Source organism: Collinsella sp. LCP19S3_C9 (assembly GCF_052121575.1).
In the GTDB taxonomy this organism is placed as follows: Bacteria; Actinomycetota; Coriobacteriia; order Coriobacteriales; family Coriobacteriaceae; genus Collinsella.
The window spans coordinates 62290-77926 of sequence record NZ_JBQKDZ010000009.1; the positions used below are offsets into that span (position 1 = coordinate 62290).

The 15637-nt window shown below is 59.8% G+C and carries 11 protein-coding genes; 8 read left to right on the forward strand and 3 right to left on the reverse strand.

Annotation, left to right across the window (positions count from 1 at the left end; translation table 11 throughout):
• Window positions 1-9: 9 nt before the first annotated feature.
• Window positions 10-1344 carry a prolyl oligopeptidase family serine peptidase gene (locus ACTQXI_RS05705; protein WP_441048951.1) on the reverse strand — a complete coding sequence of 445 codons (1335 nt, stop codon included), beginning with the start codon at window positions 1342-1344 and terminating at the stop codon, window positions 10-12.
• A gap of 490 nt (window positions 1345-1834) precedes the next feature.
• Between ACTQXI_RS05705 and ACTQXI_RS05710 the strand changes: the two genes are divergently transcribed.
• From ACTQXI_RS05710 to pyrE, 4 genes are all read left to right on the forward strand, one after another.
• Complete coding sequence (locus tag ACTQXI_RS05710; protein ID WP_441048950.1) at window positions 1835-3262, forward strand: PTS transporter subunit EIIC; 1428 nt, start codon at window positions 1835-1837, stop codon at window positions 3260-3262.
• Between the two features lie 210 nt (window positions 3263-3472).
• Window positions 3473-4786: an apiosidase-like domain-containing protein gene (locus tag ACTQXI_RS05715; RefSeq protein WP_441048949.1), complete on the forward strand. Its 1314-nt coding sequence runs from the start codon at window positions 3473-3475 to the stop codon at window positions 4784-4786.
• Window positions 4787-5101: 315 nt separating this feature from the next.
• Window positions 5102-6646, forward strand: coding sequence for a LuxR C-terminal-related transcriptional regulator (locus ACTQXI_RS05720; protein WP_441048948.1), 1545 nt, complete (start codon window positions 5102-5104; stop codon window positions 6644-6646).
• Between the two features lie 121 nt (window positions 6647-6767).
• Entirely contained in the window at window positions 6768-7451 is a 684-nt protein-coding gene (gene pyrE / locus ACTQXI_RS05725) for an orotate phosphoribosyltransferase (protein ID WP_154518188.1), read from the forward strand.
• Between the two features lie 235 nt (window positions 7452-7686).
• Here the strand turns inward: pyrE and ACTQXI_RS05730 are convergent, their stop codons facing one another.
• A complete protein-coding gene (locus ACTQXI_RS05730) occupies window positions 7687-8541 on the reverse strand; it encodes a MurR/RpiR family transcriptional regulator (protein ID WP_441048947.1) in 855 nt (284 codons plus the stop codon).
• A gap of 42 nt (window positions 8542-8583) precedes the next feature.
• Window positions 8584-11154, reverse strand: a complete 2571-nt coding sequence (locus tag ACTQXI_RS05735; protein WP_441048946.1) for a glycosyl hydrolase — start codon at window positions 11152-11154, stop codon at window positions 8584-8586.
• Between the two features lie 116 nt (window positions 11155-11270).
• Here ACTQXI_RS05735 and ACTQXI_RS05740 point away from each other — a divergent pair, with 116 nt between their 5' ends.
• From ACTQXI_RS05740 to ACTQXI_RS05755, 4 genes are all read left to right on the forward strand, one after another.
• A complete protein-coding gene (locus tag ACTQXI_RS05740; RefSeq protein WP_441048945.1) occupies window positions 11271-12278 on the forward strand; it encodes an AraC family transcriptional regulator in 1008 nt (335 codons plus the stop codon).
• A 172-nt stretch (window positions 12279-12450) separates the two neighbouring features.
• Complete coding sequence (locus tag ACTQXI_RS05745; RefSeq protein WP_441048944.1) at window positions 12451-13899, forward strand: glycoside hydrolase family 1 protein; 1449 nt, start codon at window positions 12451-12453, stop codon at window positions 13897-13899.
• Window positions 13900-14162: 263 nt separating this feature from the next.
• Window positions 14163-14699, forward strand: a complete 537-nt coding sequence (locus tag ACTQXI_RS05750) for a PTS sugar transporter subunit IIA (RefSeq protein ID WP_441548414.1) — start codon at window positions 14163-14165, stop codon at window positions 14697-14699.
• A gap of 233 nt (window positions 14700-14932) precedes the next feature.
• On the forward strand, window positions 14933-15490 hold the full coding sequence (locus ACTQXI_RS05755; RefSeq protein WP_441048943.1) for a hypothetical protein: 558 nt from the start codon (window positions 14933-14935) through the stop codon (window positions 15488-15490).
• Window positions 15491-15637 lie beyond the last annotated feature (147 nt).

Here is a 15637-nt window from a genome sequence, read left to right on the forward strand (position 1 = left end):
CGGGACGGATTACCTATTGACCCTGGCCGACCACTCCCAGCAGCCCACCGGCTCGCCGTCGATGAGCACGCTGCCCCCGTCGAAGTCTTGATAACACAGGTCGTTGAATTGGTGGATCCACACGCCGTGGTTGAACGTCTTCTTGGGCGAGCCATCGGCCTCGCGATAGCGACCGGTCAGGTCCTCGACATGGCTAAAGTAGGTAAGGTGCACGTTGGCTCCGGCGTCACGCAGGCGTGCCGTGAGCGGCAGCACGGTCTGCTGCGGCGACACGAGCTCGTCGCCCTTGGAGTGCGTAAACCACAGCGGCGTCTTGGCGAGCGCGGCTACGTCCTCGTCCGTGGCGTTGTACCACGGGGCACAGCAGGGAAGGCCGGCGGCGAAGAAATCGGGGTAGTCGGCGCACAGACGCAGGGTCATAAAGCCGCCGTTGGAAAGGCCGGCGACCACGATGCGGTCGGTGTCGATGCGCTCGGCATGCTCGGCGACAAACTCGTCGATGAGCGCCTTGAGTACGGGGGAGTAGATGCTCTGGTTGGAGCGGCCGAGCTGCTCGACGCCGTTATCCATCCAAAACGTGGGAGACTGCGGCACGAGCACCCAGGCAAAGCCGCCAAAGTAGCGCTGGATTTGCGCCTGGCTAATGGCTGTCACACGGTTGCCGATATAGGCGCGCGTGGCGCCTTCGCCCTGCGTGGCACCCCTGCCTTCGCCAGCGCCGTGTAGGTACACCACGAGCGGGGCCTTTTGGGGCACGACCGTGGCCTCGGGCGCGAAGGGATTGAAGCAGGCCGAGTCCTCGGCTTTAAAGCTGGGCTCAAAGAAGCCGTACTCGAGCGCGATGCCATTGACGGCGGTCTTTTGCACGGCATTGCTCCAGCCCTTGAGCGCGGGGCAGATGTCGCCGCGACAGGTATCGAAGACCAGGCCGCAGGTGGGTTCGCCGTCGTCGCCGGGAAGAGCCGCGAGCTGCGTGACGTGAAGCTGGTTATCGAGCATGCGCGAGCCCATGACGCCGCCTTCGATCTTTTTGGTCAGGCGCTGCTCGGCGACCTCGAGTGCCACATGGGTGCCCACGGCGAGCTTGCGGCCGTTCTCGTCACTCGGATACGCGGCGAGAACGTCGATGTAACCCACGGAGGGCGTGGCATGGTCGGCGCCGTGCTCCTTGCGCATCAGGACCTCGCCCGTGCGCTCGTGACGCTCTACATATATATGGAAAGTGTTCGCATCGACATCGTTGGCGCGCACGGTGCAGGGTAGGTCGAGAACGACCTTGCTGATCCAGGGGCCAAAGTCGCCCAAGGTGCTGACGGTTGCGTAGGTGCACGATTTGAGTTCCATGAGCTGCCTCCCTTGTGCCGCGCGTGCTAAACAATCGCGGCAATACAATCTAAACATGTTTAGTGTAAAGCAGAATTTGAGAATAAGCGGATGAACTCGGTAAACGGTAGCATCAAACGTTCAATGAACTACTAAACACTCGTTTACTACTATCTAGCAGGGCTTTTGTTGATGAGTCAACAAGGCATTGAGATGCCAGATTATATAAAATCCCACGTAAAAGACCATTTATAAATAAATGTCACTATATGTAATGCCTCTGCATTCAATTACGTTCACCCCCGATTTCCTACCGTTCACCGGACTGCAAACGGCAAAACTGCCACAAATTCAATGCTGAGTGTAAACTAAGCGCTGTAAACGTTCAGTAAACAGATTGTTTACGACAGCGTATCCAAGGGTTCGGTAACCGTAAGGGGTTATAGTCACCGGGCCAAAGGCGTGCCTGCGCCCAAGCGATTAGGCACACGACGATATGGGGAGGGGTCCCATGGCAGTAGATAACAAGCAGATTGCCACCGATGTCCTCGAGCTCGTGGGCGGTGCGGAAAACGTCACCGTCGCCACCAACTGCATGACGCGCCTGCGTCTGACGCTCAAGGATAACAGCAAGGCCGACGTGGAGAAGATCAAGAAGGTCAAGGGTGTTCTGGGCTGCCAGTTCGCCGGCAGCCAGCTCCAGGTCATCATCGGCCAGAACGTGCCCAAGGTGCTCGCCGAGTTCGTCGCCATGTCCGGCGTCAAGCAGGGTGCCGCGGTCGACGAGAACCTCGACGCTCCTAAGGAGAAGTTCGAGCTCAAGAACCTGCCCAACATCATCCTCGACTACCTGTCGGGTTCCATGACCCAGCTGATTCCGCTGCTCATGGCCGGCGGTCTGTTCCGCACCATCGCTGCGGTTCTTGGTCCCACCATGCTCGGCGTTATCTCCGATACCGATCCGACCTACACGTTCCTCTACACCACCCTGTACGAGGCCACGTTTACCTTTATCCCCATCTACTTGGGCTATGCCGCTGCTAAGAAGCTCGGCGCCTCTCCGGTTCTGGGCATGCTCCTCGGCGGCGCTCTCATGGCCCCGTCCGTCGTGAGTGTCGCGACTCAGGAGGGTGGCGGAATCATCTCCGTCTATGGCATCCAGATCACCGCTGCCAACTACCAGCAGTCCGTCCTGCCGATTATCCTCTCGGTGCCGGTCCTCTACTTTGTTGAGAAGTTCTTTAAGAAGGTCATGCCCGACGTGCTGTCCACGGTCTTCACGCCGTTCTGCACCATGATCGTCACCATCCCCATCGCCTTCATCGTCCTTGCCCCGATCGGCAACGAGCTCGGTACGCTGATTGCCAACGCCCTCTTTGGTCTCGCCGACCTTGGCGGTATCGGCATCCTGATCGTCATGGCCGTCCTCGGCGCCTTCTGGCAGCTCTTCGTGGTCTGCGGCATGCACATGCCCGTCATCCTGCTCGCTCAGGTTCAGATCATCGCCGCCGGCTACGATCCCTTCGTCTTCGTTTCCACCAACTGCGCTATGGCCGCCGTCTGGGGCTGCGCTTTCGGTGCCTTCCTCAAGATGAAGAACCCCGACGAGAAGGGTCTTGCTCTGGGCTACGTCATCTCCGCCATCGCCGGCGGCGTCACCGAGCCCGCACTCTTCGGTATCCTCATGCGCTTCCGCCGCACCATGCTCGGTATGTTCATCGGCGGTGCCATCGGTGCCGTGTTCTCCGGCCTCATGGGTGTTACTTACTACCTGGCCGGCGGTGCCTCCAACTTCCTGGTCTTCACCAACTACCTGCAGGGTGGCCAGATGAACACCGTCTGGGCTATCGTCGGTATGGCAATCTCCTTTGCCATCGCCGCTGCCGTCGTCTTTGTCACTGGCTTCTCCAAGGAGGAGCTCGCCGAGATGGAGGCCTAAGGCCAAACCATTCGGTCACATACGACCTTACCTACACGACAGGGCCCCGTCAGGCGCAAGCCCGGCGGGGCCCTTTTTACAAGGTAGACTGATTGGGGGCGCGTGGCGCCTGCTCGCCGGGGCTTGCTAAGCGCCAGGGGCTTTCGCGCGGGGTTACCGCGAAAGAATCTGCCGGTTCGCAACTCCTTTATCAAACGAAAGGACATGCAGATGAGTTTGGGAAAGCTGACCGTCAACGGTCGTCAGGACGGCTTTTTGTGCGAGGGCAAGCCGTTCTTTTGGTTTGCCGATACGTGCTGGAGCGCGTTTACGAGCATTACCGAGGCCGATTGGGACTACTATCTGACCCGCCGCGCCGAGCAGGGCATGAACGTGCTGCAGATCAACACGCTGCCGCAGTGGGATCGCTGCTGCCCCGATCTGGGCATTTGGCCCTATGCCAGCGAGGATGGCGTGCATTTTGATTGGTCCCGTCCCAACCAGGCGTACTGGGATCGCGCCGCTGCCATGTGTCGCGCTGCCGTCGAGCACGGCATTCGTCCGGCGCTCGTGCTTATGTGGTGCAACTACGTGCCCGGCACCTGGGGCGCCAAGATCGCTGAGCATTGCGGTGCCGAGGTTATGCCGCGCGAGGAGGTTCGTGCCCACGTTGCCCGCGTCGTCGAGAACCTGGGCGAGTTCGACCCCGTCTACGTGGTGACGGGCGATACCGACTTTACCAGCGACGAGGCGATCGCCTACTACGAGGATGCTCTCGACGAAGTCGTCAAACGCGCGCCCGAGGCGTTGCGCACCATGCATATCAACCGCGGCAACCGCACCATTCCGGCACAGTACCTGGACCGTCTGGACTTTTACATGTTCCAGCCCGGCCACAACTACGAGGGCCAGCCCGAGGCCTGGCACCTGCCGCAGGACTTTATCGCCAACTACCCTAAAAAGCCGATGGTCAACTCCGAGCCCTGTTACGAGCAGATGGGTGCGTCGCGCAATGTGTACTGGCGCTTCACCGCGCAGGACTGCCGCGCGAGCGTGTGGTCGTCGATCCTTGCCGGTGCGAGCGCTGGCGTGACCTATGGCGCGCACGGCGTTTGGAACTGGCAGACCAGCAAGAGCCAGGGCTCGGCGCTGGGCGAGGGCTTCGACATGCCGTTCCGCTGGCAGGAGTGCCTGCAGTTTGCGGGTGTTTGGGACTTTGGCGCGATCGAGCATGTGCTTGCCGGCTTGGGCGCTACGGCTGGCGACGACGCACTTGCCGTGGTTCCGGCGCAGGAGCTGCTCGATGACGCGCGCGAGGCCATTCGTGTGGCGCGCGTTGGCGATCGCGTCGTCACGTACCTGCCGCGCACTACGGCGCTCAAGTTTAAGCTCGACGGCGCGTGCGGCTGGACGGCGACGGTCCTTGACATGGAGGACAAGCGCATCGCCAAGCTGCCCGTTCGCGACAACGGTGACGGTACCGTGCGCGTGGCTCAGCATCCCTTTGAGCACGACGCACTGGTGATCTTGGCTCCCGGGCGCTAACGGCTCTTCTCCAACATTTACAATCCAGTCCCTTTCATGAGGTTGCGACGGAATGGTTCCTGCATGACAGCTTTAAGCTGCCAAGGGAGCCATTCCGTCGCACTCATTGGGGACGTACTTAAATGAGTGGTAGTTGGAGACGCTCCTAGCCGAGCTAGAGGTCTCGCGTGTCCCTTCTGGTCCATGCGGCTCAAAATCGCGGCGTGATATGGACGGTGGGCTCGAAATGAGCGGCATTTCGAGCCTGGCTTCGATATTGAGACTGGCTCTGTATTAAAATAGATTTCCAGACAATTGAGCGGCTGGGGGTTAACCATGAGAGGCACGGGAGACACAACCGCATGTCTGCGTCGGGGCATTCAGGAGATTATATGCCTGGCTCTGTTCTTCTTTACGTTTTTGGCGTGCGAGTATCTCTTTGATGTGCGCATGGCCGAGTTCGTGTCTCCGAACGAGGTCGTTATTTATGAGAGCCTTGTCCTCGGCGCGAGTGTGATTGGCTTTCTTGTGCGTCCCGTTCTGTACTATCGCCGTCCCCATGCCATCGATGCAACGAGTGACGTTACGGGTGTTTTGCTGGTGGCGGCATTCCTGCTGTTGATTATGGCGGTTCGGACTGAGGTGGTAATCGCCGCCGGTTTGGTGGCGTGCTGCGCGCTGGGCTACTGCGGATCGACTGCCCATGCAAACTTTGCGCGGCGCTTTGCGCGGACGCCCTGCTTGGCGCGCGCCGCCGCACTTTCTTACGCCATGGGCGTTCTGGTGCAGGTCTTCAACCATATGGTGATACCTGCCGGCATTCCTCAGCAGGCTGTTCTGGTCGTCGGTGCGATCGCGCAGGTGGCGTTGCTTCACGGTGCCCGACGCGCCAAACTGCGCGATGAGTCCGATCCCAACTTTGAACCCAGTGCTGCCGGGCTTTCGGTAGATGCTTTGGAATATGGCGCCAAGTGGCATGACGAGCCCGAGACAAAGGCGGCATTCCGCCGCGCCGTAGTTCGCCTGACCGTGGCGACGGCGTATCTTTCCGGCGTATTCGCCGCTCTCAACGCGGGCCTCACAACCCTGCATGCTACCGGAGCCGTTGATTTGGGTGATTGGCCGCGCCTGCTGCTTGTTGCGAGTTCGTTGGCCGCCGGCGCCCTATTTGACCTGAGCGGCCGTTCGTATATGAATATCGGCATGACATGTGTCGCCATGCTGTCCACGCTTTCGTTCTTTGTGATCATCATCGATGGCAATGGCGGCAACGAGCTTGCTGCCACGATCATCTTTTATCTGGGCTCGGGCTTCTTTGTGGTGTTCTTTACCACAAAATTCGCCGCTATCTCGCTCTATGCGCACTGGTCATATTTTTGGCCGTGCATGGGTCGCGTCGTCAATAACGTGTGCTCGATGCTCGTGACGGCGCCGGCGGTAGCGATTATCTCGAGTCAAAACGTGCTGGCTGCAGTCGGCGCGGCACTCGTGATGTTTGTGGGTATTGCGATTACGCTGTTGGGACAGTTGGGGCAACGGGCCGATGATGCCGTGATGCAGGACGGGCTGGCGCTTGCTGCCGACAATCTTGGTGGAGATCTTGCGCCCGCATGTTCCGACCCCGCGCTTGTGGAGGCAGCGGAGCCCGCGCCCGATGAACGCCTCGATGCCTTCGTCACCACCTTTGGGCTTACAGAGCGCGAGCGCGATATTCTTGAGGCCTTGGTCGTTTCGGATCGGAGCGTTCAGGACATTGCCGCAACGCTTTTCCTTTCGCGCTCTACGCTCTACCGCCACATTTCCTCGATCAACAGAAAGACCGGTACCGACTCGCGTGTGGCCCTTATCAACTTCTTCTGGTCCTGGGCACCCAAGGACTAGCGTATGAGGTGCCGCCCAGTTCCTTACTCTAACGGGGGGATGTGGCTCCAAAGCGCACCCGCATCGATGCTTCGCCTGCGCTAAACTGGAGGGCACGTACGCGATTACGAGAGGAGCCCGCATGGAGGCTTACAAGCAAGAGTTCATCAAGTTTATGGTTGAGTCCGACGTTCTTAAGTTCGGCAGCTTTACGCTCAAGAGCGGCCGTCAGTCCCCGTTTTTTATGAACGCCGGCGCTTACGTGACGGGCTATCAGCTCAAGAAGCTGGGTGAGTATTACGCCCAGGCCATCCACGATAACTTTGGCGACGACTTTGATGTGCTGTTTGGACCGGCCTACAAGGGTATTCCGCTGGCCGTCGTGACCGCAATTGCCTACCACGAGCTGTACGGCAAGGAGGTCAAGTACTGCTGCGACCGCAAGGAGGCCAAGGATCACGGTGCCGATAAGGGCAACCTGCTGGGTTATGAGCCCCAGGACGGCGACCGTGTGGTCATGGTCGAGGACGTTACCACCAGCGGCAAGTCCATCGACGAGACCTATCCCAAGGTTAAGGCTGCCGCCGACGTCGAAATCAAGGGCCTGATCGTGTCTCTTAACCGCATGGAGGTCGGCAAGGGTGGCGTGACCACCGCTCAGAAGGAGATCGAGGCAAAGTACGGTTTCCCCGTCGCGAGCATCGTCTCCATGGCCGAGGTCGTCGAGACCCTCTACAACCACGAGATCGATGGCAAGGTCGTCATCGATGACGAACTTAAGACCGCCATCGACGCCTACTACGAGCAGTACGGAGCACAGGAGTAGTTACGGCGTTTTACCAAACGCCGTAACCGGCCGACGCTGCGCGCCGCCCAGGGCGACAGTTTGTCATTCAAAAGGCGAGGCATGACCAGAAGGTCAATGCCTCGCCTTTTTCACGCCAACTTGTTCGCCCTGGACGTCGCTCGCTGTCCGTCCTCTACTTGCGGCGTTGTCTTGCTCCGAATGCGGCCCGCTCGCTGCCGTTGCCAGAGTAGTCATTGGGGACGTTCTTAAACGACTACTTAAGCCCGGGCAGGCGAGTATAGGGGAACGAACGCTCCAGGAATTCGGAACAGCGGGCGTAGTCTTTGGCGAAGTAGCTGCTGTAGAGCGAATCGAGCACGTATTGCACGGCGATGTGGCTGGCGAACTGCGTGATGCGATGCGTCATGCTCTCGTGGTCACTCACCGTAAGGTAGGCGGCAAAGCCGGGGTGAATGCGAGCGCAATAAGGCGTGCCGATGACGATGACCGGGACATGCCGACTGCTGAGGATCGGCAAGATGTCCTTGAGGTTGGGGGCAAGGCCGCTGTAGGAGATGACGATTGCCGCATGGTCGGGATCCGAGGCGAGCGCCGTTCGCACCTGGGCCTCGACACCGTTGTGACACGTCGCGCTTTTACCGGCGGAGAGCAGGCGGTCGCGGAACATTCCCGCTGGATAGAGGTTGTGCGAGCCCGTGTAGATGTCGACCTGTCGGGCGTTCGCGATGAGCCTGGCGGCGTGGTCGAGCTGCGTGGGGTCGAGCAGCTCCTGCGTTTCGGCCAGCGTGGTCTGGTAGAGCCCCTCCATGCGCTCCATAACCTGCGCGGGAGTGGACGTAGCATCGAAAGGGAAGTTGATGTCCACGTCGCGGCGGTTTCCCGCCTCGGTTGCCAAGCGAATAAGCTCGACCTTGAGATCCTTGAAGCCCTCGAGGCCGAGCTTTTTGCAAAAACGATGCACGCTCGCGACCGAAACGTTGGTGCGAGCGGCAAATTCCTTAATAGAAAGCCCGCGGATGTCCTGACCGATGGCAAGGGCTGCAATGCCGAGCTGTTGCTCGGTGGGGGTGAGCCCCTGCGCCTCGATGATCTTGCGTTTGATATCCATGCGAACTCCCACACTCGCCAAACCTGCCAAAAAGGGACAGGTTTATTTTGGCAGGTTTTGCCCGCAAAGGGTAACGGGGCCGAGGATGCCGCTGGGGGCGACGGGCTCGGTGAGGGCGAAAATGTCGGGGATCGCATGGTCGAGCGTGTTGATGACGTCGATCGTGAGCTCATGCGCACCGGCGGAAAGTGCGCCGGCGGCAAAACGATAGGGCGGGCAGATGCGTGTGCCGAGCGGGCGTCCATCGAGCGTGAGCGTCGCGGTTTCGTAGATGTCTCCCAGGTCGATTGTGGCGTCGGCGCAATCGTTGGCCAGCTCAAACGACGCATGATATCGGTAGGTACCGCAGGTGCCGGTGAACAGATCGGCTGTAAGGTCGCACAGGCGCTTGAGCTTTTGTGATTCACCAAAGGCGCCATTGCTGCCGGCAGGAGAGAGGGCGACGGTCCATGGGCCTTCGATGCGCAGGCCGAGCGACGTGTCAGCGTCGATTGCGCCGTCTCCAGGCGCATTCTTGCTGCTCGTTTCCAAAACAACGATGCAGCTCTCGAAGGGTGCGAGCTCCAACGCACCGTCAAACGCAACGGGCCCGGCGCCGTTTAGCAGGTCGAGCCGCGTGCCGCAAAGGCGCTCGCCTGTCGCAAGTGCAACCGTGCAGTCGATACGCTCGCGTGGGTGTTCGTTGACGAGCATAACGTAGGTCTCGCCCACCCGCTCGTAGCGAAGTACGCGTAGCCAAGGCTGCGGTGTGTCAGGCACAACGGTCTGCAGTCCCGCGCTTGCAAGCGCGCGGGCGACATCGGCCAGCGGCGTTGCGACGAGCCTTCCCAGCTCGACCGCGCCATCGGTATCGTAGAATGTGCCGGGCACCTCGTCGACGGCAAGCACCATAACGCCTGCATCCGCCATGCGTCTCACTGCCTCCGCCGTCGCAGCGCCAATAAATGAAGCTCCTGGCATAACAAACGCCTGGTAACGACAATCGTTTACGGTAAGTAATCCGTCGGCAATCGAAACCTCGTAACGGTTCTCATCCTCAAAAGCCTCGGCGGGCACAAAATCAAAGTCGATCTGCGCGCGCGTGAGCTCTGCCGCCACGCGCTCGATAGGCATGGCGTTGCCGGCCCATTCGGCATCGGCATGGTACAGGATGGCAACGGGGCGCATGGCATAGCCTCCTGAAAGCAGCGTTGCCGTACGGTTCATATAGCTCATGAGCTGGCCAAAGTGCGGCCATTGCGGATTGTTGCCGTGTGCGTAAAAGTGCGGCGGGCAGTCCCAATCGGGGAAGGGCGCCATGCTAAACGCGTGCGGCGTAAACCAGTTAATACCGCGGACGAGCATGTGGTCGGCGATCCATTTCATCTCGCGCAAGCCCTCGTGCCAGCCGAAGGCGCCAAAGACCTCGGCCATGCAGCGCCCCTGCTTTTTGGGGTCGAGGCGTGCGGCCGAAGAGCCCAACTTGGCGAGCGCGTAGGTAAAGAACTCCATGTTCCACGCGCCGTGGAAGTAGCTGTAACGTCCGTGGTCGACGCTGGGGGCAAGCTGGTTGATGACAACGTCGATGCCCGCCATATCCTGCCCGGCGACCGCGCGGAAGTAGTGTCCGGCGCCCTGGCCCAGGCGCGTGTGGCAACTCTTGTCCTCAATCACATGTCCGATGTGCATGACGCCGCGCTTGCGGCACCAGTCACCAATCTGCTCGTCAAAGCACGCGCGGTAGAGTTGCGTGGCGATGTCCATGTAAGTGTGGCGGACCCGAGCGCCGGCGGGGTCGCGCGTCCAAAGGCCGCGGAGCTCGGCAAGCCAGCTCGCGCTCAACTCCTCGTGCAAGCGGCGGGCAAGTTCATCCGACCAGGGCAGTGCCATATCGCCGCGTCCAATAAAGCTGCTGGTGGAAGCGTCTTCGAGGGTCGCACCCTTCTCGTTCATAAAGCCCGGTTCATCGGTAAAGAAGCCCAGAATGGTCTTGCCGAACTCGTCGCCCAGATGCTCAAACGTGGGTTCGTAGACGGCGTTGATGAGCATACGGCACGAATCGGCGTCGACCATGTTGATGTACTCATCGCGAAAGCCGGTCTTTTGGCTGGTGACGTAGAGCTCGAGGGTGGTGATGCCGGCAGGAGCGTCAAAGCGCAGGCGGACGGGAGTGCCATCCTCGGTCTGTTCAACGGCGAGCTCAAGGTCGAGCGGTGCACCGGCGGCGTCGAAAGTCGCCGTGCCCACAAAGCGCTCCGTGGGATCCATAAGATTACCGAGCTTAATGGTCGTGGACGGCTGGGGACCGACGACCGTTACCGTGTGATGCTTAAGCACGGTCTTTTTGAGCGCGGGGTCTACATCCTCGCCTGCAAGCGCGCCGTTGGCGTAGCCCGTGGGAAAGTGGGCATCATCGAGCAGCCAGATCTTCAAGTCCAGGCGCTTGCACTCGCCAATGATAAAACGCAGGTCGGACCACCAGCCGTCGCGACAAAACTCGGGATGCGTGCGCGATTCGAGGCAGACCTCGTGGATGTCCGCCCCGGCAATCTGCTCTAAGTATTCGGTAATCGTCTCGCGCGCCTCGCCCTTGAGCCACAAGAACGGAAGCACATGGTTGTCGTATGCCGCCATATCCACTCCTCTAAAACAAACCTTTTAAATCGATTGAAGTCAGAGTACGTCGCGCGCACACTCCTGCTAATATCACAAGCACGGCAGAATATGACCAAATCAATGATGGTGGCGATATGGATATCGCACGTTTGGACAATCTTTTGCTCAAGCTGACCGACAGCGAGCGCGCTTACTGCGCAGGCGCCCGCTATGACTGGAACGATGCGTTCAGCTCGGGTCATCAGCAGAATAACGGTGAAAAACATATCCATAAAATCGGTGACCCGACGCGAGCCCTGCACCAAGGAGGCATGCCTGAGGGCCTGTCAATCGTGCGCAACTCGCGCTTTAACCCCGTGCCGGAGCATGTGCACAATTATGTCGAAATCAGCTATGTCTATCGCGGGCATGCGCCGCAGGTCGTCAACGGCGCACGGCTCACGCTTGCCCAAAACGAGGTGCTCTTGCTCGACGCGGCCTGTCCGCATGCCGTAGGCGAGCTCGGCGAGCATGACATTATGCTGAGCATCGTCATCTCGCGGGTGATGTTGCACCGCAGCCTAGAGCAGAGCCTGTCGCCGTCAAGCGCCGTCTCGCAGTTCCTCATTAATGCCCTCAATGACGAAACCGACCACCGCGGTCATGTGCATTTCCGCACGGGCAACAGCCGCCGCGTGCGCCGATATATGCAGGAGATGCTGTGCGAGCTTCTGGAGCCGACGGCGGCGAGTCCCCAGATCGTGTCGAGGCTGTTTGAGTTGCTGCTGGTCGAACTTATGCAAAGCTATGAGACATCGCTGCTGCAGGCGGACATGCCCACGCTGCCTTCGGCGCAGGTCGCGGCCGCCGTGAGCTACATCGAGCGCCATGCCTGCGATTGTACGCTCGAGGACGTAGCTCGCCACCTGCATCTGAGTCCCAACTACGCAAGCGCGCTGCTCAAACGGCAGACGGGCCGCACGTTTATGCAGCTCGTGCAGGAGAGCCGCCTGGCACGCGCGGCAACATTGCTCGACGCCGGCGCCACTGCCGAAACCGCGGCACGCGAGGCCGGCTACGCCAACATGAGCTTCTTCTACAAAAAGTTTGCCGAGCGCTATGGCTGCACGCCGGCCGTCTACCGCCGGCGTTTGTCCAGATAAAACCTGCCAAAATAAACCTGTCCCTTTTTGGCAGGTATCAGGAAGTGTCAGGGGCGGGGCGGTGACGGGGCGCAAGGGCGAAAAGAAGTGTCGGGTTTGGTGCGCCCGCTTCTGCCCGTCCCGCGCGTGGGCGATACTCGGCTTATCGACCCACGATGCAAAGGAGATGCTCATGGCAAACATCAAGTTCCCCGAGGGATTCTATTGGGGCGGCGCCACCGCTGCCAACCAGTTTGAGGGCGCTTGGAACGTGGACGGCCGCGGTCCTTCCGTCGACGACCATTTCTTGGGCGGCAGCTACAAGGAGCCGCGTCAGATTACGATCGATATCGATCCCAACCGCTTCTACCCCAATCATGACGGTATCGATTTCTACCACCACTACGAGGAGGATATCGCGCTGTTCGCCGAGATGGGCTTCAATATGTTCCGCATGTCCATCTCTTGGAGCCGTATCTTTCCCAACGGCGACGACGCTGAGCCCAACGAGGCCGGCCTCGCCTTCTACGACCGCGTCTTCGACTGCCTGCGCGCCCACAATATCGAGCCGCTCGTGACCCTCTCGCACTACGAGATGCCCTATCACCTGGTCGAGAAATACAACGGCTGGGCGAGCCGCGAGCTCATCGGCTTCTTTGAGAAGTACTGCCAGACCGTCTTCGACCGCTATCAGGACAAGGTCAAGTTCTGGCTCACCTTCAACGAGATCAACTGCGGTACTCAGGACATGGGCAACCTCTTTGAGACCAGCATGATTCAGGGCTTTGAGGGTCCGGCGTCGGCGGTCCACACCACGCCGCAGGCTCGTATGCAGGCGTTGCATCACCAGTTTGTCGCCAGCGGCCGCGTCGTGCGCTATGCCCATGAGCATTACCCGCAGTTTAAGATGGGCAACATGGACTGCTTCATCCTTTCCTATGCCGCCACGTGCGATCCGGCCGACGTGTTCGCCACGCAGCAGGAGATGAATACCATGAACTGGTACTGCTCCGACGTGCAGGTGCGCGGCAAGTACCCGTTCTATGCCAAGCGCTTCTGGGCCGAGAACGATGTCGAGCTCGTGATGGAGGACGGCGACCTGCAGGATATCGCCGACGGCAAGGTTGATTTCTACACCTTTAGCTACTACATGTCCGGCACCGTGGGCACCCACAAGGACCACGAGATGACCGAGGGCAACATGACCTTTGGCGGCAAGAATCCCTATCTGGAGTCCACCGACTGGGGCTGGCAGATCGATCCGCTGGGCCTGCGCATCGCCCTCAACGAGATTTACGCCCGCTACGAGATTCCGCTGATGGTGGTCGAGAACGGCATGGGCGCCTACGACGAGGTCGAGGAGGACGGCTCCATCCATGACCCGTATCGCATCGCCTACCTGCAGAGCCACATCAAGGCCATGGGCGAGGCCATTGCCGATGGCGTTGACCTGATTGCCTACACCTGGTGGGGTCCCATCGACCTGGTTTCCGCCGGCACTGGCGAGATGCGCAAGCGCTACGGCTTCATCCACGTCGATAAGTACGACGACGGCACCGGTACCTACGAGCGCCGCCGCAAGGACAGCTTCTTCGCATACCAGAAGATTATCAAGTCCAACGGCACCGAGGGCTTGGAATAATTGAGCTCCGGCGTTCCGCCGAACGCCGGACCGGCCGCCGACTACGTGACCACCGACGTCGATGACGACGGCATCTGGAACGCTTTTGTTCACCTGGGGCTTATCGAGGCTTAATCGACAATATGAGTGCCCATGGGAAAAGGTTTTGGAAGGGCTTGGAAGGGCTTGTGATTCGGGCCCTCGCCTTAGCATTTTGGCCATTTGGCACTATAATCACCATAGGTATGCGCATAACATTGCGCTTAATCAAGAGGAGAAAACGTATGGGTCTGTTTGATATGTTCAAGAAGAAGGCTGAGCCCGTGGCTGCCGCTGCTCCGGCCTCCATTTCTGCTTCTGCCGGCGCCGACGTGCTGTGTTCGCCCGTCAAGGGCAAGGTCATCAAGATGGCCGACGTGCCCGATCCCGTCTTTGCTGGCGAGGTTTTGGGCAAGGGCTGCGCCGTGTGGCCCGAGGACGACCTGGTCTACGCTCCCTGCGACGGCAAGGTGACCGTCACCATGGGTCACGCCGTGGGCCTGCAGTCCGATAGCGGCATCGAGGTTCTGGTGCACGTTGGCGTCGATACCGTCAACATGAATGGCGACGGCTTCGAGGGCTTCGTCAAGGCCGACGACGTCGTGAAGGCCGGCCAGCCCTTGCTCAAGATCGACCGCGCCAAGATCGCTGCCGCCGGTTACAAGGACTGCGTCGTCGTGGCCGTGTCCAACACCGCCGAGTTTGCCGATGTCGAGCTCGCCGTCGAGTCCGAGTCTGCCGTCGCCGCCGGTGACGCCATCGTTAAGGTCGTCCGCAAGTAGTCTGCGGCATCCAGAAGATGCACAAGGGTGGTCGGGTTATCCGGCCACCCTTTTTTAATAGGCCGAGTAGGCGCATTTTATTGCAGGGGGCTTGCTTTATGGGCCATTCACTCGTCAAATTGAGCCGCCCACGCTTTTGCGACGTAGGGGGTTGAACGGAGCCGCTAATATGGACCTACTGTTACGACGTGCGCTGCGCGGGAAACGCAGCGCCGCTTGTTTGGAGGAATGTCATGAAAAAGAAGCTGCTGCTTGCGCCCTTGATGGCTGCCCTGGTCGCGTGCGTGGTTTTGCTTTCCGGCTGCGGAGGGCCTTCGGTGGAGGAGCTCATCACCGACGACCTTACGAGTCAGTTTGACGAGATCAAGAACGGCGGCGATGATTTCCTCTCCAGCCTGGAAGAGGCTTCGGGCGACGAGTTTGAGCAGCTGGGCATCGATCCCGAGGAGTATGCCAAGAGCTATCTCGAGGGTTTTGATTACAAGATCGGTGATGTGACGGTCGATGAGGACAAGGGCACCGCGACCGCCGAGGTCACCATCACCTGCAAGTCCATGAACAAGATCGTCGAAGATTTCGCCACCCAGTATCAGGAGAAGATCGCCGCACTCGATACGATGCCTTCCGAGGACGAGCTGTACAAGATGGCCGGCCAGGTGATGGTCGACGTGACCAAGGCCGCTAAGACCAAGGACACCAAGGTCACCTTTAAGTATTCCGCCAACGAGGATAACGAGTGGTCTGCCGACGATTCCGCAACCACCGAGATGATGAATGCGATGATGAACTAGTTCGTTGCGGCGTTTTACCAAACGCCGCAACTGCTCGACGCTGCGTGGGCACCAGAGCGACAACTTGTCATTCAAAGAGGACGGCATGACCAGAAGGTCTATGCCGTCCTCTTTTCATGCCAATTTGTTCGCTCTGGTGCCCGCTCG

Bases quoted from the DNA above. Each gene is read 5' to 3' on its own strand.
- ACTQXI_RS05705 (WP_441048951.1), bottom strand. From the start codon at position 1,344: ATGGAACTCAAATCGTGCACCTACGCAACCGTCAGCACCTTGGGCGAC.
- ACTQXI_RS05710 (WP_441048950.1), top strand. From the start codon at position 1,835: ATGGCAGTAGATAACAAGCAGATTGCCACCGATGTCCTCGAGCTCGTG.
- ACTQXI_RS05715 (WP_441048949.1), top strand. From the start codon at position 3,473: ATGAGTTTGGGAAAGCTGACCGTCAACGGTCGTCAGGACGGCTTTTTG.
- ACTQXI_RS05720 (WP_441048948.1), top strand. From the start codon at position 5,102: ATGAGAGGCACGGGAGACACAACCGCATGTCTGCGTCGGGGCATTCAG.
- pyrE (WP_154518188.1), top strand. From the start codon at position 6,768: ATGGAGGCTTACAAGCAAGAGTTCATCAAGTTTATGGTTGAGTCCGAC.
- ACTQXI_RS05730 (WP_441048947.1), bottom strand. From the start codon at position 8,541: ATGGATATCAAACGCAAGATCATCGAGGCGCAGGGGCTCACCCCCACC.
- ACTQXI_RS05735 (WP_441048946.1), bottom strand. From the start codon at position 11,154: ATGGCGGCATACGACAACCATGTGCTTCCGTTCTTGTGGCTCAAGGGC.
- ACTQXI_RS05740 (WP_441048945.1), top strand. From the start codon at position 11,271: ATGGATATCGCACGTTTGGACAATCTTTTGCTCAAGCTGACCGACAGC.
- ACTQXI_RS05745 (WP_441048944.1), top strand. From the start codon at position 12,451: ATGGCAAACATCAAGTTCCCCGAGGGATTCTATTGGGGCGGCGCCACC.
- ACTQXI_RS05750 (WP_441548414.1), top strand. From the start codon at position 14,163: ATGGGTCTGTTTGATATGTTCAAGAAGAAGGCTGAGCCCGTGGCTGCC.
- ACTQXI_RS05755 (WP_441048943.1), top strand. From the start codon at position 14,933: ATGAAAAAGAAGCTGCTGCTTGCGCCCTTGATGGCTGCCCTGGTCGCG.